We start from the raw sequence: 16,470 nt of genomic DNA, 5'->3' as shown, positions 1-16,470 counted from the left end.
CCGCTCACTTTGCCCGGAAATACTAAGAAAACGTGATCGCCGGGTTTGGTTCACCTAATCAGAGCGCAGGTTGCGTTCCTCGTCATAATGCCTGGCAGGAGATTGATCATAATTTGCCGGCCGCCGATTGAAAAACGGCAACCAAGAAATTCCTAAGTGTGCCCTGAGAGGGTGAACCGGTGCGGAGAGATCCGGAGTTTTCGCCGGGGTTCATCCCGAATTTACGTGGCTACACTCGATTCAGGTCGCGCCCGGACGGGCGGTAACGACGGTGAATCTAGTGCCGGTTCAGTTGAGGCCGGCGGAGGTACCACGACATATGGCAAACATTTTGAGGCCCATGGGGTCTGTGATGCACGAAGCCAGTTCTGGCGCGCCTGTGGCTGACGGGGCGCTTGTGGACACGGCGCAGGCCTTGACCGCCGACGCGATCCTCGAGCGCCGTGTCGCCGTCGGGCACGGCCCGATCGGTGACATCGCCGCGGGCGGTGCCGGCGTGGTGGTCACCAACCCCACCGCCGAGAGTGTGTCGGTCCTCGACGCCGCCGGCCGGATGTCCGGTATGTCTCTGGTACTGGCAGGCGAGCCGGTCTCCGTCGTCGTCACCGACGACCGCGCGTACGTCACCACGGCCTCCGTCACCCAGGACACGTTGTCGGTGGTCGACCTGGACGCCGGCACCGTCGCCGCGACCTTCCCGCTGGCCTTCGGGGTCAGCGCCCTGGCCGCCAGCCCCGATGGCAAGCGTGTCTACGCCGGGCGGACCGCGAACGGTCACGTCGACATCACCGTGATCGACACCGCCGCCGAGCGCGCCGGAACCATCGACATCGGAAACGGACCCGCGGCCGGCCTGGACGCCCTGTGCGTGGACCCCACCGGAAAGCGTCTCTATGCGGCCGTCACCGATGACAACGGCAGCCAGGTGGTCGCCGTGGACACCGAGACATGCCGCGTGCATCGGGTCATCCCGGTGGGCTCACCGATCCGCGACATCGCGGTCGCCGGTGGCACGGTTTATGTCCTGACCTCCGATCGGGCGGTCGGCGGCGCGGTGCACGTCATCGAGTTGTCGACGAGCAGGGTGACCAACACCATCGAACTCGGCGGTGCTCCCACGCAGTTGGTGATGAGTCCGGACCACGCGCGTGCCTACATCGTCGACTACGACCGGGTCGCGGTGCTGTGCACACTGAGCCTCGAGGTCGTCGCGTCGCTGTCGGTGGATGCCCGCCCGTCCTGCGTCGCGTTCGACGACGACGGCTCGCACCTCTATGTGGCCGACTACTCGGGCGTCGTCAGTGTGTTCACCGTCGAGTCGACGATCGAGAAGCTGTACTCGGAGTTCCTGGCGACCGACCCGATCGCGCTGAGCGTTCCCCGGGCCAGGGAGTTGCAGCCCGCGGCGGTCTGACCCCGCGGTCAGCGCCACTGATAGCGGGTTCTGGGGCGGCCGGCCTTGCCGTAGTCGGTGTGGCGGCGGATCGTGCCCTCGTCGGCGAGCCGTTCCAGATAACGCCACGCCGTCACCCTTGAGACGCCCACCTGTTTGGCCACCTCGTCTGCGGTGAGCCCGGCCGGGCCGTCTGAGTCGGCTGGACTGTCTGAGGCGGCCGCGCCGTCTGATGCGAATGAGGCATCACGGATCGCCCGGGCGATCTCGTCGTTGGTGCCCGCTGCCATGCCCTTCGGGCCGGCTGCCCGATCCGAGCCGACACGAAGCTCACCCAGCGCGCGGTCGACCTCTGCTTGGCTGGCGGCGTCGGTGCCCGCAGGTAGCGCATCGCGGTAGCGCTGGTAGCGCTCGAGTCGGTCGCGGAACGCGGCGAAGGTGAACGGCTTGAGCAGATACGCCAGAGCGCCGTGTCCCACCGCCGCGCGCACCATCTCGAGGTCGCGCTCGGAGGTGATCGTGATGATGTCGGGGGCCGGCCGCAGTCCGGACAACGCGGAGGCCAGCGCGATGCCGTTGGCGTCGGGCAGGCCGATGTCCAGCAGCACCAGGTCGATCGGTGCGCCCGAGGCGGCGGCCTCGGAGGCCGCCCGCATCGCATCGCGAGCGGTATGGCTGACCGCTGCTACCGAAAACCCCTGCAGCCGAGCAAGATAAGTACGATGTGCCTCCGCGATCAGGGGCTCGTCCTCGACGATCAGCACGTTGATCATGGGCGCGGAACCGTCACCGTCACGACCGAACCGTACGTCACATCGGCGCTCAGCCGGCCGTGGTGGCGATTGACCACCTGGGCCACCAGGGCCAGACCCAGCCCGTGCCGGTCGGCGTCCACGTCCGTCTTCGTCGAATACCCCCGTCGCATCGCCGTGGCAAAGGTGTTGGCGTCCATGCCATCTCCGCTGTCGGCGACCCGGATCAACAGCTCTGTGTCGTCCTGGGTGACGGTCACCTCCACCCACGGGTCGGACCGGTCGCAGGCCTCCATCGCGTTGTCGATCAGGTTACCCAGAACCGTCACCAGCTCCTGACCGGTCAGCACGAGATCGTCGGAGTTGGCGGGCAGCCCCGTGTCCTCGGTGACCGTCAGCTCGATTCCCCGTTCGCCGGCCTGTGCCGTCTTGCCGAGGAGCAGCGCCACCAGCGCCGGCTCGCCCACCCTGCTGGACAGCCTGTCCACAAGCCGCTGCGACAGCGCCAGTTCGGCGGTGGCGAACTCGACGGCGTCCTCGGCGCGGCCCATCTCCACCATCGTCACGATGGTGTGCAGCTTGTTGGCGGCTTCATGTGCCTGGGAGCGCAGCGAGTCGGTGAGGACCTTCAGGGAGTTGAGTTCTCCGAGCGCGCCCTGCAATTCGGTTCGGTCTCGGATGGTCACCACCTCGGAGCCGTCTGCGTCGGCGCCGGTGGAGCCGTGCACCGGGGAGCGGTTGACCACCAACACCCGATCGTCGGTGACGTGGATCTCGTCACGGGCGCCGGCGCCATAGGTGCGCAGGAACTCTGGCAGATCCGACCGGTCGACCTCACCGGAGGGCAGTGCCAGCAGACGCCGAGCCTCGTCGTTGACCAGCGCGACGCCACTGCCGTCCAGCACGATCAGACCTTCCGATACCGAATGCAGGATGGCGTCGTGGTGTTCGTACATCACCCGCAGTTCGTCGGGCCGCAGTCCGTGGGTCTGCCTGAACAACCGGCGCCGGATGGCCCACACTCCGACCAGTGAAACTGCAAGCGCCGCAACGCCTACCGCGGCGATGACGGGCCATTGCGCGCGCCATCGATCCGCCAGACTGCGTTGCAGGATCCCCGCGGAGACCACCCCGATGATGTCCCCGGAGGAATCGCGTACCGGGGCCACCGCACGGATCGACGGTCCCAGGGTTCCGGTGTACACCTCGGTGAAAGTCGAACCGCGCAAAGCCGGTTCGATGGTGCCCAGGTAGTCCCCACCGATCTGATCGGGGTCGGTGTGGGTGAATCGGGTGCGGTCCGGGGCCATGATCGTGATGAACGCGATGTCGGTGTGCATGCGCACCGCCTCGGTGACCGGCTGCAGGATCTCGGTCGCCCGGCCCGCCTCGATCGCCGACGCGGTGGACGGCGAATCCGCCAGCGCGCTGGCGATTCCCAGGACCTGCTGTTCTGCTGCGGCGTCGGCGTCGCGACGGGCGTCGATGACCGCCAGCGCGCTACCGGCCACCACGATCAGTGCGATCACCAGGATCTGCAGGGCGATCGCCTGCCCGGCCAGCGACCGCGGCCACGCCGAGCCACGCCACAGCGGTCCCATCGGTTCACCCGCCTTTCCGTTGAACGTAATGAACAAAAACGTGACCTGGCTCACGCGGTCGCTGACCATCCTTACAGACCACATCGCCCACGAGTCCCTGGTGGACTGAAAGGAAGCAGCCATGACCACGACGAGGGACAAGCCGTCTGCGCCCGAGGCGCCAAAGAAGCGCGACCGCACCCACTGGCTGTACATCGCGGTGCTCATCGCGGTGATCGCCGGTGTCGGCGTCGGCATCCTGGCTCCGGAAGTCGGCAAGAGTGTCGGAGTGCTCGGCACCATGTTCGTCGCGCTGATCAAGATGATGATCGCGCCGGTCATCTTCTGCACGATCGTGTTGGGTATCGGATCGGTCCGAAAGGCCGCGACCGTGGGCAAGGTCGGCGGCCTGGCCTTCGTCTACTTCCTGGCGATGTCGACCTTTGCACTCGGCATCGGGTTGGTGGTCGGCAATCTGCTGCATCCCGGCACCGGCCTGAACCTCTCGGAGAGCGCATCTGGCAAGGGCGCCGAACTGGCCGAGAAGGCCCATGAGTCCGGCGGCATGATGGACTTCGTCCAGGGGATCATCCCAACGTCGCTGTTCTCGTCGCTGACCGAAGGCAGTGTGCTGCAGGCGTTGTTCGTGGCCCTGCTGGTCGGGTTCGCGCTGCAGGGTCTCGGTTCGGCGGGCGAACCGATCCTGCGGGGAATCGAGCATCTGCAGAAGCTGGTGTTCAAGGTGCTCATCATGATCCTGTGGCTGGCGCCGATCGGCGCGTTCGGGGCCATCGCCAACGTGGTGGGGCAGACCGGCTGGGCCGCGGTGGGACAGCTGATGGCACTGATGCTCGGCTTCTACCTGACCTGCACGATCTTCGTGTTCGGCGTCCTGGGCTCGCTGCTGCGCTTCGTGTCCGGTGTGTCGATCTTCAAGCTGGTGCGCTACCTGGCCCGCGAGTACCTGCTCATCGTGTCGACGTCGTCGTCGGAGTCGGCGCTGCCCCGCTTGATCGCCAAGATGGAGCACCTCGGTGTCGACCGCTCGACCGTCGGCGTCGTGGTCCCCACCGGCTACTCATTCAACTTGGACGGCACCGCCATCTACCTGACGATGGCCTCGCTGTTCATCGCCGGCGCACTGGGCGACCCCTTGTCGCTCGGTGAGCAGATCGGACTGCTGGTGTTCATGATCGTCGCCTCCAAGGGTGCGGCCGGGGTGACCGGTGCTGGTCTGGCCACGCTGGCCGGCGGCCTGCAGGCACACCGTCCGGACCTGCTCGACGGCGTGGGCCTGATCGTCGGGATCGACCGGTTCATGTCGGAAGCTCGGGCACTGACCAACTTCTCCGGCAACGCGGTGGCGACGCTGTTGGTGGGTTCGTGGACCAAGACCGTCGACAAGAACAAGGTGAACGAGGTCCTCGCGGGCAGGGATCCGTTCGACGAGGTCACCATGCTCGACGACTCGCACGGTTCCGGTGCCGCCCGCGTCGACGAGCCGCCGCAGGAGAAAATCCCTGCGACGGTGTAGGGCGCGAGCGCGCCGAGGGTACGGTTTCTGACAATTTCCAGCCGCCGAAATCCGTCAGAAACCGTACTTTCGGCGTCTCTAGCCGGCCGGGCTCATTCCGAGCGGGTTTAGTCCCGCCCCCGGCGGCTAGAGCTAAGAGAGCCGTGTTCGAAGGAGGTGCGCATGAGCACAGACGATGCCAACCAGACCAGCACGAACGACATGGGCAGCGACGACGGACTGCTCACCCCGATGGAGGGGACCGATTCCGACGACCTGCGCAACGCCGACGGTGACGAGGTCGTCGACCCTCCTGAGGGCTGGAGCGGCGTCGATGGTTTCGGTATGTCGAGCGACGAACAAGCCGAAGGGGAATCACTCGACGATCGGCTCGCTCAGGAAGAAGCCGACGTCCTCGACGATGCGGTCGAGGGCGTCGACCAGAAGTCTTCGAGCGCCGATGTCGCACCCGGGGCGCCTGGCAAAAGCAGCGGACAGATCGACGGTGCTCCCGAGGACGGTGGACCGTTGTTCCGCGTGGTGCGGTGACGAAACGAAAGGACGCACGACCATGGCTGATCAGGAACTTCCGATTGCCGACTTCGATCAACTGTCCATCGGTGAGTTGCGGCACCGCATCCGATCACTCGACGAGGACGCGCTGACGGCGGTGCTCACCCACGAGGCCGGCCATGCCGCGCGCGTGCCGGTGCTCGAGTTGCTCGAGACGCGGCTGCGCGAACTTCAGGGGGGCGCGCAGCCATCGGAGGGTGATCCGGCGAATGCTCCCAGAGTCGAGGGCGCCAAGGGTGGGTCACCGGTCCAGGAGGCGACGGCCGCCGAAGCGAACACACCGCTGAGACACGGCGTGGCTTCCCAGACTCCGAACCGCGGCCGTCCCTAGCCGGTGCAGTTCAGTGACACCGAGATCGACTGGCGAACAACCACTTCGACCACGCCGCGTTCGTCTTCGTGGTGGCCGCGTCCATCAACGTCGACGAACTCGGTCTGCTGCTGGGGATTGCGGATGTCGGTGACGATGCACTCGCCGATCGGTGCGGTGCCTATCCGGTCGATGTTGACGTAGTAGCCCGCCAACTCCAGCTGCTCGATGACCTCCCACGGATTCTGCTGGTCAGCCGCGGCGGTGGCCACCGGACCCAGGGCCACGACCCCGAACGCCACGATCAGTGCTGTGCGCATGGGCGAAGACCTCCAGGTGTGCCCCGACCTGTTGGTTACATCGCCGCCCGGTCCGCGAACGTTTCTCTGGCGAGCAGACACAAACTCGCGCGCGATCGCCGCAATTCCAACGAGTTTGCGTCTGCTCGCGAAAAGGGGTGACCCTAGCGGTCCGCGCGCTGGTAGGCGGTGACGACGGCGGCACCACCAAGCCCGATGTTGTGCTGCAGAGCCGCGGTGACGCCCTCGACCTGACGCCGATCCGCCGTGCCGCGCAGCTGCCAAGTCAGCTCACTGCACTGGGCCAGGCCGGTGGCGCCCAACGGATGGCCCTTGGAGATCAGCCCGCCCGAAGGGTTGACCACCCACCGTCCGCCGTAGGTGGTGTCGTTGTCATCGATCAGTTTGGGTGCATCACCCGGACCACAGAGCCCCAGGGCCTCGTAGAGCAGCAGCTCGTTGGCCGAGAAGCAGTCGTGCAGTTCGATCACCTGGAAATCCTCGGGTCCCAGCCCGGACTGCTGGTAAACCCGTTGGGCGGCTTGTACGTTCATGTCATGGCCGATGACGTTGGCGGCACTGCCGTCGAAGGTCGACGCGAAGTCCGTGGTCATGGCCTGCCCGACGATCTCGACGGCCTGCTCGGCCAGGCCGTGCCGTGCGACGTAGTCCTCACCGGCCAGCACGACCGCCGCGGAACCATCCGACGTCGGCGAACACTGCAGCTTGGTGAGCGGGTCGGAGATCATCTTCGCGGCCAGGATGTCTTCGAGGGTGTATTCGTCCTGGAACTGTGCATACGGGTTGTTCACCGAGTGCTTGTGGTTCTTGTGGCCGATCTTTGCGAAGTGCTCGGCGGTGGTGCCGTACTTCTTCATATGTTCACGGCCGGCTGCGCCGAACATCCACGGCGCCACGGGAAACTGCATCTCGTCGATCTCGTTGAGGGCCAGGATGTGCCGCTTCATCGGTGACTCGCGGTCGTCGGCTCCGCCGCCCAGCGAGCCCGGCTGCATCTTCTCGAAGCCCAGCGCCATCACGCAGTCGGCAAGTCCGCCGCGGATGGCCTGCGCGCCCAGGTACAGCGCGGTGGACCCGGTCGAACAGTTGTTGTTGACGTTGACGATCGGGATGCCCGTCATGCCGAGCTCGTAGAGCGCACGCTGCCCCGAGGTCGAGTCACCGGAGCAGTACCCGACGTACCCCTGCTCGATCTCGGTGTAGTCGATCCCGGCATCCTGCAACGCTTTGGTCCCCGACTCGTTGGCCATCTGCGGGTAATCCCAGCCCTCGCGCCGGCCCGGCTTCTCGAACTTGGTCATGCCCACGCCGATGACAAAAACTCGGTTCCTGGCGTTGCCCATGGCTCCCCAATCTCTTCGCAGCTCTGCGCCCATCACCGTACCGCGACGCTCAGCCGTACTGCAGCCACCAGTTGTGCAGCTCCCCGAGGTCGGGTCCCTGCGCGTCGGCCAACAGCAGTCCCGCGTCGTTGGTCCACACCACGTCGGCGCGATCGTTGTAAGTGCCACAGGCGATCTGGCCCGCGATCTGGTCCGGGGTCTCGGTGTAGTTCCACGTGGTCGGGGAGTCGACGCCGCTACCAGGACACTCCAGGATCTCGGCGTTCATCAGGACCGCCTCGTTGAAGGCGTCGTCGAGGGCGGTCTGGTCGGCGAACAGGGAGTAGCGGGTGCTGACGGGACCGCCTGGGGAGGTGGCCTGTCCGCAGTCGACCGTCGCGATGGACGTCCCGGCCGGCGGGCTGATCGGCTCGCAGTTCGAACTGTCGTGGCCGGCGGACAGCAGCGCCATCAGTTGGGCGTTGGGGGACTCGCTCGGCGGCGGCGCCGTCGTCGTCCTGGGTCGCCGGGTGGGCTCCGGAGAACCGGTGGTCTGCGGCGGGGTGCTCGTGCGGGCCGCCACCGGCCCGGCTGTCGAGTCATCTGGCTGGAGCAACCACCACACCGCGACTCCGCCCAGCGCCACGACCATCACCACGACCGCTGACAGGAGCAGGATCAGCGGGGTATTACCGCCACCACCCGTGGGCGGGCCGGGCGGCGCGGCCCAACCGGGAGGCGGGGGGCCGGGCGGCGGTGTCCAACCCGGTGGGGGGCCCGGCGGAGGCGGCGGCGGGTAGGTCATTCGTCGCTCCTGAAGGTATGCGCGGCGGGCCATCACACCTTAAACCCGGGCGCGCCCGGACATACGGTCAACGACCAGGTCGATGCCGGGTTGCCGCTTTTGTCTCCACTCGTACACGGATCTGGTGTACATCTGGGTAGAACGTGTTCTAGTTTCACTCCCGGGAGGAGAGGACATGGCGTTTCGCGTCGTGCAGTGGGCGACCGGCGGAGTCGGTGTCGCAGCGGTCAAGGGGGTGCTCGAACATCCCGAGCTGGAACTGGTGGGCTGCTGGGTGCATTCCCCGGACAAGGCGGGCCGAGACGTCGGCCAGATCGTCGGCACCGAACCACTCGGCATCACCGCGACCAACAGCGTCGACGAGATCCTCGCGCTGAGCGCCGACGCGGTCATCTACACACCGCTGATGGCCAACCCGGACGAAGTCGCCTCGCTGCTGAGGTCGGGCAAGAACGTCGTGACACCGGTGGGCTGGCTGTATCCCAGCGAACGCAGCGGGGCGCCACTACGGGAGGCCGCGATCGAGGGCGGCGCCACCCTGCACGGCACCGGTATCGCGCCCGGCGGCATCAGCGAGAAGTTCCCGTTGTTGATGTCGGCGATGTCGACGGGGGTGACGTTCGTCCGCGCAGAGGAGTACTCCGATCTGCGCACCTATGAGGCGCCCGATGTGCTCCGCCACGTCATGGGTTTCGGGGACACGCCGGACAAGGCCCTGACCGGTCCGATGCAGAAGCTGCTCGACGCGGGTTTCATCCAAGCCGTGCGGATGTGTGTGGACCAGTTGGGTTTTGCCGCGGATCCCAAGGTGCGGGCCTCGCAGGAGATCGCGGTCGCCACCGCGACGATCAACTCACCCATGGGTCCGATCGAGCCCGGGCAGGTCGCCGGCCGCAAATTCCACTGGGAGGCACTCGCCGACGGTGAGGTCGTGGTGCGTGTGACGGTGAACTGGTTGATGGGCGAGGAGAACCTCGACCCGGCATGGTCTTTCGGGCCGGAGGGGCAGCGCTACGAGATGGAGGTGCGCGGCAACCCCGATTTCACGGTGTCGGTCAAGGGCTTCCAGTCCGAGCTCGGCGAGGAGGGGCCGGAGTACGGCGTGGTCGGCACCGCCGCGCACTGCGTGAACTCGGTGCCGGCGGTGTGCGCGGCGCCGGCCGGCATCGCCACCTACCTGGACCTACCGTTCATCAGCGGAAAGGCCGCGCCCCGCTTTCGTTGACTAGCATCTGTTCCATGCCCGAACCCCATGTGATGGCCCAGTCGCGCGCCATACCCGTCGACGTGGACACCGCATTCGCCCGCACGCTGCCGGTGCCGCTGCCCGCCCTGTTCAGCCGGTGGTACGGGCCGATCTCGCCGGTCAAGGCCGTACGCGGGCAGGATGGTGACTGGAGCACCGCCGGTCAGACCCGCACCGTCATGCAGGTCGGCGGCGGCAGCATGCGCGAGGAGCTCACCGTCGTCGACCCCCCGAACCGGTTCCGCTACACGCTGTCGGATGTCACCGGTCCGCTGGCGCCGCTGGTGGACCATATCGACGGGGAGTGGTCGTTCGCTCCGGTCGGCACCGGCACAGCGGTCACCTGGCGCTGGACCGTTCATCCGAAGTCACGGGTGGCGGCCGCGGCGCTGCCCGCATTCGCGGTGCTGTGGCGCGGATTCGCGCGCCAGGCCCTCGAGCAGCTCTCCCACGAGCTCCTGCGCTGAATGGGCGGCGAGGGACGCGCGCTGGTGCTCGCCGGCGGGGGACTGGCCGGTATCGCATGGGAAACCGGTGTGCTGCAGGGAATCTCCGACGAAGTGCCCGCGGCGGGTGAGGCACTACTGCGCTCGGGGGTGCTTGTCGGCACCTCCGCCGGTTCCACCGTCGCCGCGCAGCTGGGCAGCGGCCTGCCGGTGACCGAGTTGTTCGACCGGCAGGTGGCCGGCGACAGCCGCGAGATACATCCGGGTGTGTCCGTGGAGGCGATCACCGAGCTGTTCCTGACCGCGATGCTCATCCCGGACGCGACCAAGGAGCAAAAGCTGCAGAAGATCGGCGCCGTCGCCACGTCCACCGAGACGGTGCCCGAAGCGGTGCGCCGTGAGGTGATCGCGCATCGGCTGCCGTCGCACGACTGGCCGCAGCGCACACTGCGCGTCACCGCGATCGACATCGGCACAGGCGAATTGGTGGTGTTCGACAAGTCCTCCGGCGTCGACCTCGTGGACGCGGTCGCCGCGAGCTGCGCGGTGCCCGGGGTGTGGCCGCCGGTCACGATCGGTGACCGCCGCTTCATGGACGGCGGGGTGGGCAGCACCGTGAACATGTCGGCAGCCCGGGACTGTGGCGTCGCGGTCGCGCTGGTGCCGTCGGGGCAGGACTCGCCGTCGCCGTGGGGGACGGCCGCCGCCGAGGAGATCGACGCGTTCCCCGGCGCGAGCCTGGCGGTGTTCGCCGACGCGGAGTCGCTCGCCGCCTACGGGCCCAACCCACTGGACCCGGCATGCCGTGCACCGTCGGCGCAGGCGGGGCGGGCCCAGGGCCGCCGAGAGGCTTCCCGGATCGCCCGGTTCCTAGGGGTCTGACTGTTCGTCGAGTGCGTCCAGCGCGGCACTGGCGAGCTCCTGCCCGATGTCGATGACCTCGTTGGCGCGGTGGAAGTCCAGGCTGCGGCACACCGTGCGCGGGACCTCGATCAGCAGGTCGGGCGGATAGGCCGCCAGCGTGTGCCGGGCCAGTGCGGCCTGCGCGATGTCGATGGTGCGGTTCATCACCTCGAAACCGCCGAGCTTGGGCACCATGGGCACGCTCTGTTCCTCGACGTCGTCGTCGTCTTCGTCGGACGCGACGAAGCGGCCCAGCACCGCGCGTCCTGTCTGGGTCTCGAGCAGTGACCGGGCGGCCTTGGTGTCGAGCAATGACGAGGTACTGCGCCACATCCGGGTGAGCCATTCCGCGGTCAGGCCGGCCTCGACATCGGTACGCCTGGCCCGGGGATCGTCTCCGGACAGACTCACGGCGATCGTGGCGTCGGCGACGGTCGCGGCGATCGGCGCCATCGGGATGGGATCGAGGATGCCACCGTCGGCCAGCAGCCGACCGCCGAGCACATGGGGGGTGATGACGCCGGGGATGGCGATCGACGCCCGGATCGCGTCGTCCACCGGGCCACGTTGCATCCACACCGACTTGCCGGTGATCAGGTCGGTGGCCACGGACGTGAACGGCATCGGCAGTTCCTCGATGGTGACCTCGCCGAGGATCTCGCGCACCGCCTCGAGGATCTTCTCGGCGCGCAGCACCCCCGCCGAGGTGATCGACGGATCGAGTAGGCGCAGCACCGCACGCTGCGTCAAAGAGCTTGCCCACAAGGCATATTCGTCGAGCTTGCCGGCGGCTTCCAGCCCGCCGACCAACGCCCCCATCGAGGACCCGGCGATGCCGACGATCTCGTGGCCGCGCTCGTGCAGCTCATTGATCACGCCGATGTGCGCGTATCCGCGCGCTCCACCACTGCCCAGTGCCAGTGCCACCCGCATGGGTCTCATTCTGCTCTCCGCGGAACGACTACCCGCAGAGCGCGTCGGCTGCCGCCTCCACGGCGACGATCACCGCGGATTGTCGGCCCGGTGACAACTCCGACCAGGGCCTGCCGAACGTCGCGGGCCCGGACGAGTTCTCGGTCTGCAGCGTCTCGAGGAAGGGCTCGATCTGTGTCTTCGGGTCACCGCCCTGCTGGGCCATCCACGTCCGTGCGGCCAGGCATGCCTGGAAGTAGTCGTCCTCCGTGGACTCCGCAGGAGCGCCGACCGCGGTCGTCACCCCGCCGGGGGACACGCCGACCTCGCCGGGAGCCACCGGGGCGGCCGTCGAGGACGCCGCCGACGCAGACGACGGCGAGGTCGCAGGAGACGCCGTCTCCGCGGGTTCGGTGTCAGATGAGCAGCCGGACAGCAGTGCCAGACCCGCTACCGCGGCACCGACGGCACGAAGTGGGAACCTGTGCATACCGCCAATCTAGGCAACGCCGGTGCCCACACCATCACCGGTCTTCGAGAACCGCCTTGAGGAACGTGCGGGTGCGCTCGTGCTCGGGGGCGTTGAAGATCTTCGACGGTGGGCCGTCCTCGATGATGACGCCGTCGTCGAACATCAGCACCCGGTCGGAGACATCGCGGGCGAAGTGCATCTCGTGGGTGACGATCAGCATGGTGATGTCGGTGGTCTCGGCGATGTCGCGCAGCACGCCCAGCACGTCGACGACCAACTCCGGGTCCAGCGCCGAGGTGACTTCGTCGAGCAACAGGATGTCGGGCTCCATCGCCAGCGCCCGCGCGATCGCGACGCGTTGCTGCTGCCCACCCGACAGCGTGGTGGGGTGGGCGTCGACGAAGTCGCCCAGGCCGACCTTGTCGAGCAACTCGGTGCCGCGGGTACGGGCCTGCTCTTTGGGAAGGCCGAGCACCGACACCGGTGCCTCCATCAGGTTCTCGATCACCGTCATGTTCGGGAACAGGTTGAACTGCTGGAACACCATGCCGATCCGGCGGCCCACCGTGCGCAGGTGTTTGTCCGAGGCGGGCACCAGCCGACCGCCGCGCCGCTGGTGGGTCAGCGGCTCGCCGTCGACCCAGATCACGCCGTCACTGACACGCTCCAGCGTCATCAACAACCGCAGGATCGTCGTCTTGCCCGAGCCGGACGGCCCGATCAGCGTGACCCGCTCACCGGGGGCGACGGAGAAGTTCATCCCGTCCAGGACGGTCTTGTCACCGAAACGCTTGACGACGTCCTCGAAGCGGACCATCGGGGCGGCTGAATCATGTTGCGCGGGCAAGGCGGATCTCCAGTTTTCTCATCAGCACCGAGGTGGGGTAGCTCGCGGCCAGGAAGATCAGGCCCGCAACGGTGATCGGCTCGATGTATCGGTAGTTCTGGCCGCCGAACTGGTTGGCCACGGTCACCATCTCGGCAACGCCGATGACGATGAGGAACGGGGTCTCCTTGAACAGCGCGATGATCTGGTTGCCGGTGGACGGCAGCACCCGCCGCACCACCTGCGGCAGGATCACCCGGCGCCAGGTGCGGTGGGGCGGGAGCGAGAGCGCCGTGCACGCCTCCCACTGGCCCTGCGGGATCGCGTCGATGCCGGCGCGGTAGACCTCTGACATGTAGCAGGCGTAGTGCACTCCGAGCACCGCGATGCCGGTGACCAGTGCACTGGGCCGGATCCCGAGGACGGGCAGGCCGAAGTAGACGAAGAACAGCTGGATCGGTATCGGCGTGCTGCGCACGAACTCCACCACCCCGTAGACCGGCCAGCTGATCCAGCGCGAGTCGGCCCGCCGACCCAGCACCAGGACCAGCCCGACGACGATGGCGATCACCGACGCCGCAGCCGTGATGCCGAGCGTGTACTTCAGGAAGGCCGAGACGAGGCCCGGCAGTACCTCGCGTGCGTACTCCCAGTCCCACAGGCGGCGCTGCTCGTCGGTCACGTGGTTGCCACCCGACGGGGTTGCTTCGCGGCGTTCGCCTTCGGGCCCCGCCCGACGCGGGCGGCGGTGCGGGCCTCAACCCAGCGTGTCACCGCGACCAGGATCTGGGCGAGCAGGAAGTACACGACCAACGCGATGCTGAACGCGGCCATGCTGCCCATGTCGAACTGCAGCTGCTTGACCTCGAAGGTGAGCTCGGTGATGCCGATCAGGTACAGCAGCGACGAGCTCTTGAGGATCTGGATCCACAGGTTGCCGAACGGCGGGACCATCTCCGGCAGCGCCTGGGGCAGGATGACCCTGGTCATCCGCCGGAAGCGGCCCAACCCGAGCGCGACGGTGGCCTCCCACTGGGTCTTGGGCACCGACGCGATGGCTCCCCGGACCACCTCGGCGCCGTACGCGCCGAAGTTCAGCCCGAACGCCAGGGTGGCCGCCGCCATCGGCTCGAACCGCAGACCCAGCTGCGGCAACACGAAGAAGATCCACAGCAACTGGACCACCAGCGACGTGCCACGGAAGAACTCCACCACCACCCGGGAGAAACCGCGCACCACGACCGAACCCGACAGCGACATCAGGCCGAACGCGAACGACACGACCAGCGCGGCCAGCGCCCCCAGAACCGTGTACAGCATCGTCAGGCCGGCCCCGTGCAGGAACAGGGGGCCGGCCTCGACGAGCTCAGCGAGCAACGGCTCAGCCCTGGCAGAGCTGCTCTGCGGTCAACTCCGGGTCGGGACGCTCGGCTTCGGTGAACCCGTAGGGTTCGACGAGCTCGAGCCACTTGGGGCTCTGGATGAGTTCGGCCAGCTGTTCGTTGAACGCCTCACGCAGCTCGGTGTCTGTGCGCCGGAAGACCGCCGCGCCGGCACCGAGCTGCTCCTCACCGTCGATGACGGGGACGAACGCCTCGGCCACCTCGACAGTGTTGTCGTCGGCCGCGAGGGCGCGCAGCGAGATGCTGGTCAGGGCGAACGCGTCGGCGCGGCCGGACTTCACTGCGTCCAGCCCCGCCTGCTGGTCGGCGACGATCTGCAGGCGGTCGTCGGGCACACCCGAGCTCTTCGCCTGGTCGACCTCCACGGCACCGTTCATCACCGCGAGCCGGGCGTCGCCGTCGGCCACCGAGGCGTAGTCGGTCAGGCCCTTGGGGTTGCCGGTCGCCACCAGTAGCGAGGTGGTCGCCACGTACACCGGGTTGCTGAACGCCGCCTGCTCGCAGCGCTCCGGGGTGATGAACATGCCGGCGGTCACCACGTCGACGCGTTCGGAGTTCAGTGCCTGGATCAGCGAGCCGAACTCGAACAGGTGCGGCTCCAGGGAGATGCCGCCGATCTGATCGAAGATGTAGCCGTGCACCGCGGGGTCCTCGCCGACCAATTGGCCGTTCTCCCGGTAGGCGTACGGCCGCTCGTTGGCGAAACCGACGTTGATCAACTTGTCGGCCTTGATGCGCTCGAGCGTGCCGCCTTCACCGGTGGGGCTGCCGGTGCCCGGTTCGGTCGTCGAGCAGGCGCCGACGGCGACCAGGACGACGCCCAGGCCGCCGGCGAGCAGAGCCCGCCGTAGCTTGGCCGACGACGGGTGGGTGCGGGTGTTCATGGTGACCTCTTCTCGGGTTCGACGGATCGAGGAACCACGGTGAGGTACCGCACCCGACGGCCGAAGAGCACATCCACGCCAAGCACGGCGCCAGGCCGTTTTCCTTGTCGGTAAGCCGACGTTAGGAGGCCGACGCGGCTTCGTCAAAAGTCTGGCCTGCTTCGTGACCGCACCGTGATCCTGGCGGAGTACAGACTTCCGTGCGACACTGGCGATCGTGACGACCGTGATCCGGGTTCTGGAGTGTTGTCAGGCCTGACTGCGCCTGCCCCCGAATCCTTCGTCCGTCTCTGGAGTTCTCATGGTTCCCGCGCCTACCCGGCTGCGCCTTGCCGATCTGCTGCACGTCACCGACCGTTTCGCCGACGACGTTCTCGGCGGCCACTACGATCACCTGCTGCCGCCCCACGGCCCAGCGGTTTCCGAACGCTGGTTCACCCGCCTGCACGGTGACGACGAACTCGACGTCTGGCTGATCGGTTGGGCGCCGGAGCGTTCGACCGAACTGCACGACCACGGCGGATCGCTGGGAGCGCTGACCGTGCTCAGCGGATCGCTGCGCGAAACCCGTTGGGATGGAAAGAAACTGCGTACCCGGACCCTGAACGCCGGTGACCAGGCGGCGTTTCCGCTCGGCTGGGTGCACGACGTGGTCTGGGCCCGCGAGAGCGTCACCACCCCGGCATTGAGTGTGCACGCCTACTCGCCCCCGCTGACCGTGATGTCCTATTACGACGCTCCCGGCGGGGACTTTCTGCGCCGCAGCCGCACCGAGCTGACCACGCAGCCGGAGGGGATCTGACGGTGAGC

19 protein-coding genes are annotated in these 16,470 nt (G+C 67.5%); 8 read left to right on the top strand and 11 right to left on the bottom strand.

Annotated elements, in window-relative coordinates:
- Positions 1 to 319: 319 nt before the first annotated feature.
- Entirely contained in the window at positions 320 to 1,414 is a 1,095-nt protein-coding gene (locus G6N53_RS26395) for an MmpL3/TtfA transport complex stabilizer (protein WP_494337340.1), read from the top strand.
- An 8-nt stretch (positions 1,415 to 1,422) separates the two neighbouring features.
- Here the strand turns inward: G6N53_RS26395 and G6N53_RS26390 are convergent, their stop codons facing one another.
- Positions 1,423 to 2,166 (bottom strand): response regulator, encoded by a 744-nt coding sequence (locus G6N53_RS26390; protein WP_163894106.1) that lies wholly within the window; start codon positions 2,164 to 2,166, stop codon positions 1,423 to 1,425.
- A complete protein-coding gene (locus G6N53_RS26385; protein WP_163896389.1) occupies positions 2,163 to 3,746 on the bottom strand; it encodes a sensor histidine kinase in 1,584 nt (527 codons plus the stop codon). The genes G6N53_RS26390 and G6N53_RS26385 overlap by 4 nt, the downstream gene beginning before the upstream one ends.
- 121 nt (positions 3,747 to 3,867) lie before the next feature.
- Between G6N53_RS26385 and G6N53_RS26380 the strand changes: the two genes are divergently transcribed.
- The 3 genes from G6N53_RS26380 (at position 3,868) to G6N53_RS26370 (ending at position 6,142) form a co-directional block, all read left to right on the top strand.
- A complete protein-coding gene (locus G6N53_RS26380; RefSeq protein WP_163894104.1) occupies positions 3,868 to 5,259 on the top strand; it encodes a cation:dicarboxylate symporter family transporter in 1,392 nt (463 codons plus the stop codon).
- A gap of 162 nt (positions 5,260 to 5,421) precedes the next feature.
- Positions 5,422 to 5,787 (top strand): hypothetical protein, encoded by a 366-nt coding sequence (locus tag G6N53_RS26375; RefSeq protein ID WP_371870865.1) that lies wholly within the window; start codon positions 5,422 to 5,424, stop codon positions 5,785 to 5,787.
- Between the two features lie 22 nt (positions 5,788 to 5,809).
- Complete coding sequence (locus G6N53_RS26370) at positions 5,810 to 6,142, top strand: DUF8129 domain-containing protein (RefSeq protein WP_163894102.1); 333 nt, start codon at positions 5,810 to 5,812, stop codon at positions 6,140 to 6,142.
- Here G6N53_RS26370 and G6N53_RS26365 read toward each other — a convergent pair.
- The 3 genes from G6N53_RS26365 to G6N53_RS26355 form a co-directional block, all read right to left on the bottom strand.
- The gene (locus tag G6N53_RS26365) at positions 6,139 to 6,441 is read right to left on the bottom strand and encodes a hypothetical protein (RefSeq protein WP_163894100.1); all 303 of its coding nucleotides are present in this window, start codon (positions 6,439 to 6,441) and stop codon (positions 6,139 to 6,141) included. The genes G6N53_RS26370 and G6N53_RS26365 overlap by 4 nt on opposite strands.
- 143 nt (positions 6,442 to 6,584) lie before the next feature.
- Entirely contained in the window at positions 6,585 to 7,784 is a 1,200-nt protein-coding gene (locus tag G6N53_RS26360) for a lipid-transfer protein (protein ID WP_163894098.1), read from the bottom strand.
- Positions 7,785 to 7,833: 49 nt separating this feature from the next.
- Positions 7,834 to 8,568 carry a hypothetical protein gene (locus tag G6N53_RS26355; protein ID WP_163894095.1) on the bottom strand — a complete coding sequence of 245 codons (735 nt, stop codon included), beginning with the start codon at positions 8,566 to 8,568 and terminating at the stop codon, positions 7,834 to 7,836.
- A 175-nt stretch (positions 8,569 to 8,743) separates the two neighbouring features.
- On the opposite strand from G6N53_RS26355, the gene G6N53_RS26350 reads away from it, so the two are divergent.
- From G6N53_RS26350 to G6N53_RS26340, 3 genes are read left to right on the top strand one after another with little or no spacing between them, the layout of a single operon-like run.
- Positions 8,744 to 9,793, top strand: coding sequence for an NAD(P)H-dependent amine dehydrogenase family protein (locus tag G6N53_RS26350; RefSeq protein ID WP_163894093.1), 1,050 nt, complete (start codon positions 8,744 to 8,746; stop codon positions 9,791 to 9,793).
- A gap of 14 nt (positions 9,794 to 9,807) precedes the next feature.
- Complete coding sequence (locus G6N53_RS26345) at positions 9,808 to 10,281, top strand: SRPBCC family protein (protein ID WP_163894090.1); 474 nt, start codon at positions 9,808 to 9,810, stop codon at positions 10,279 to 10,281.
- Positions 10,282 to 11,142, top strand: a complete 861-nt coding sequence (locus G6N53_RS26340; protein ID WP_163894089.1) for a patatin-like phospholipase family protein — start codon at positions 10,282 to 10,284, stop codon at positions 11,140 to 11,142.
- On the opposite strand, the gene G6N53_RS26335 is transcribed toward G6N53_RS26340, so the two are convergent.
- From G6N53_RS26335 to ehuB, 6 genes are read right to left on the bottom strand one after another with little or no spacing between them, the layout of a single operon-like run.
- Positions 11,131 to 12,096, bottom strand: coding sequence for a patatin-like phospholipase family protein (locus tag G6N53_RS26335; RefSeq protein WP_163894087.1), 966 nt, complete (start codon positions 12,094 to 12,096; stop codon positions 11,131 to 11,133). The genes G6N53_RS26340 and G6N53_RS26335 overlap by 12 nt on opposite strands.
- A 28-nt stretch (positions 12,097 to 12,124) precedes the next feature.
- Complete coding sequence (gene lpqV, locus G6N53_RS26330; protein ID WP_163894085.1) at positions 12,125 to 12,565, bottom strand: lipoprotein LpqV; 441 nt, start codon at positions 12,563 to 12,565, stop codon at positions 12,125 to 12,127.
- A gap of 34 nt (positions 12,566 to 12,599) precedes the next feature.
- Positions 12,600 to 13,364: an ectoine/hydroxyectoine ABC transporter ATP-binding protein EhuA gene (gene ehuA / locus G6N53_RS26325; RefSeq protein WP_163894083.1), complete on the bottom strand. Its 765-nt coding sequence runs from the start codon at positions 13,362 to 13,364 to the stop codon at positions 12,600 to 12,602.
- A gap of 13 nt (positions 13,365 to 13,377) precedes the next feature.
- Positions 13,378 to 14,055 (bottom strand): ectoine/hydroxyectoine ABC transporter permease subunit EhuD, encoded by a 678-nt coding sequence (gene ehuD / locus G6N53_RS26320; protein WP_163894081.1) that lies wholly within the window; start codon positions 14,053 to 14,055, stop codon positions 13,378 to 13,380.
- Positions 14,052 to 14,750, bottom strand: a complete 699-nt coding sequence (gene ehuC, locus G6N53_RS26315; protein ID WP_163894079.1) for an ectoine/hydroxyectoine ABC transporter permease subunit EhuC — start codon at positions 14,748 to 14,750, stop codon at positions 14,052 to 14,054. Before ehuC ends, ehuD begins: the two co-directional genes overlap by 4 nt.
- Before the next feature lie 4 nt (positions 14,751 to 14,754).
- Positions 14,755 to 15,660: an ectoine/hydroxyectoine ABC transporter substrate-binding protein EhuB gene (ehuB, locus tag G6N53_RS26310; RefSeq protein ID WP_163894076.1), complete on the bottom strand. Its 906-nt coding sequence runs from the start codon at positions 15,658 to 15,660 to the stop codon at positions 14,755 to 14,757.
- Positions 15,661 to 15,961: 301 nt separating this feature from the next.
- On the opposite strand from ehuB, the gene G6N53_RS26305 reads away from it, so the two are divergent.
- Positions 15,962 to 16,462, top strand: coding sequence for a cysteine dioxygenase (locus tag G6N53_RS26305; protein WP_163894074.1), 501 nt, complete (start codon positions 15,962 to 15,964; stop codon positions 16,460 to 16,462).
- The last annotated feature ends 8 nt before the right edge of the window (positions 16,463 to 16,470 follow it).

The sequence above is a fragment of the Mycolicibacterium hippocampi genome, assembly GCF_010723735.1.
In the GTDB taxonomy this organism is placed as follows: domain Bacteria; phylum Actinomycetota; class Actinomycetes; order Mycobacteriales; family Mycobacteriaceae; genus Mycobacterium; species Mycobacterium hippocampi.
This window is presented reverse-complemented; position numbering and strand designations above follow the sequence as displayed.

What these genes read in the sequence shown, in the direction of transcription:
- G6N53_RS26375 (WP_371870865.1), top strand. Translation starts at nt 5,422, where the DNA reads ATGAGCACAGACGATGCCAACCAGACCAGCACGAACGACATGGGCAGC.
- ehuA (WP_163894083.1), bottom strand. Translation starts at nt 13,364, where the DNA reads ATGGTCCGCTTCGAGGACGTCGTCAAGCGTTTCGGTGACAAGACCGTC.
- G6N53_RS26355 (WP_163894095.1), bottom strand. Translation starts at nt 8,568, where the DNA reads ATGACCTACCCGCCGCCGCCTCCGCCGGGCCCCCCACCGGGTTGGACA.
- G6N53_RS26395 (WP_494337340.1), top strand. Translation starts at nt 320, where the DNA reads ATGGCAAACATTTTGAGGCCCATGGGGTCTGTGATGCACGAAGCCAGT.
- G6N53_RS26305 (WP_163894074.1), top strand. Translation starts at nt 15,962, where the DNA reads ATGGTTCCCGCGCCTACCCGGCTGCGCCTTGCCGATCTGCTGCACGTC.
- ehuB (WP_163894076.1), bottom strand. Translation starts at nt 15,660, where the DNA reads ATGAACACCCGCACCCACCCGTCGTCGGCCAAGCTACGGCGGGCTCTG.
- G6N53_RS26390 (WP_163894106.1), bottom strand. Translation starts at nt 2,166, where the DNA reads ATGATCAACGTGCTGATCGTCGAGGACGAGCCCCTGATCGCGGAGGCA.
- G6N53_RS26370 (WP_163894102.1), top strand. Translation starts at nt 5,810, where the DNA reads ATGGCTGATCAGGAACTTCCGATTGCCGACTTCGATCAACTGTCCATC.
- G6N53_RS26345 (WP_163894090.1), top strand. Translation starts at nt 9,808, where the DNA reads ATGCCCGAACCCCATGTGATGGCCCAGTCGCGCGCCATACCCGTCGAC.
- G6N53_RS26360 (WP_163894098.1), bottom strand. Translation starts at nt 7,784, where the DNA reads ATGGGCAACGCCAGGAACCGAGTTTTTGTCATCGGCGTGGGCATGACC.
- G6N53_RS26335 (WP_163894087.1), bottom strand. Translation starts at nt 12,096, where the DNA reads ATGCGGGTGGCACTGGCACTGGGCAGTGGTGGAGCGCGCGGATACGCG.
- G6N53_RS26385 (WP_163896389.1), bottom strand. Translation starts at nt 3,746, where the DNA reads ATGGGACCGCTGTGGCGTGGCTCGGCGTGGCCGCGGTCGCTGGCCGGG.
- G6N53_RS26340 (WP_163894089.1), top strand. Translation starts at nt 10,282, where the DNA reads ATGGGCGGCGAGGGACGCGCGCTGGTGCTCGCCGGCGGGGGACTGGCC.
- G6N53_RS26380 (WP_163894104.1), top strand. Translation starts at nt 3,868, where the DNA reads ATGACCACGACGAGGGACAAGCCGTCTGCGCCCGAGGCGCCAAAGAAG.
- lpqV (WP_163894085.1), bottom strand. Translation starts at nt 12,565, where the DNA reads ATGCACAGGTTCCCACTTCGTGCCGTCGGTGCCGCGGTAGCGGGTCTG.
- G6N53_RS26365 (WP_163894100.1), bottom strand. Translation starts at nt 6,441, where the DNA reads ATGCGCACAGCACTGATCGTGGCGTTCGGGGTCGTGGCCCTGGGTCCG.
- G6N53_RS26350 (WP_163894093.1), top strand. Translation starts at nt 8,744, where the DNA reads ATGGCGTTTCGCGTCGTGCAGTGGGCGACCGGCGGAGTCGGTGTCGCA.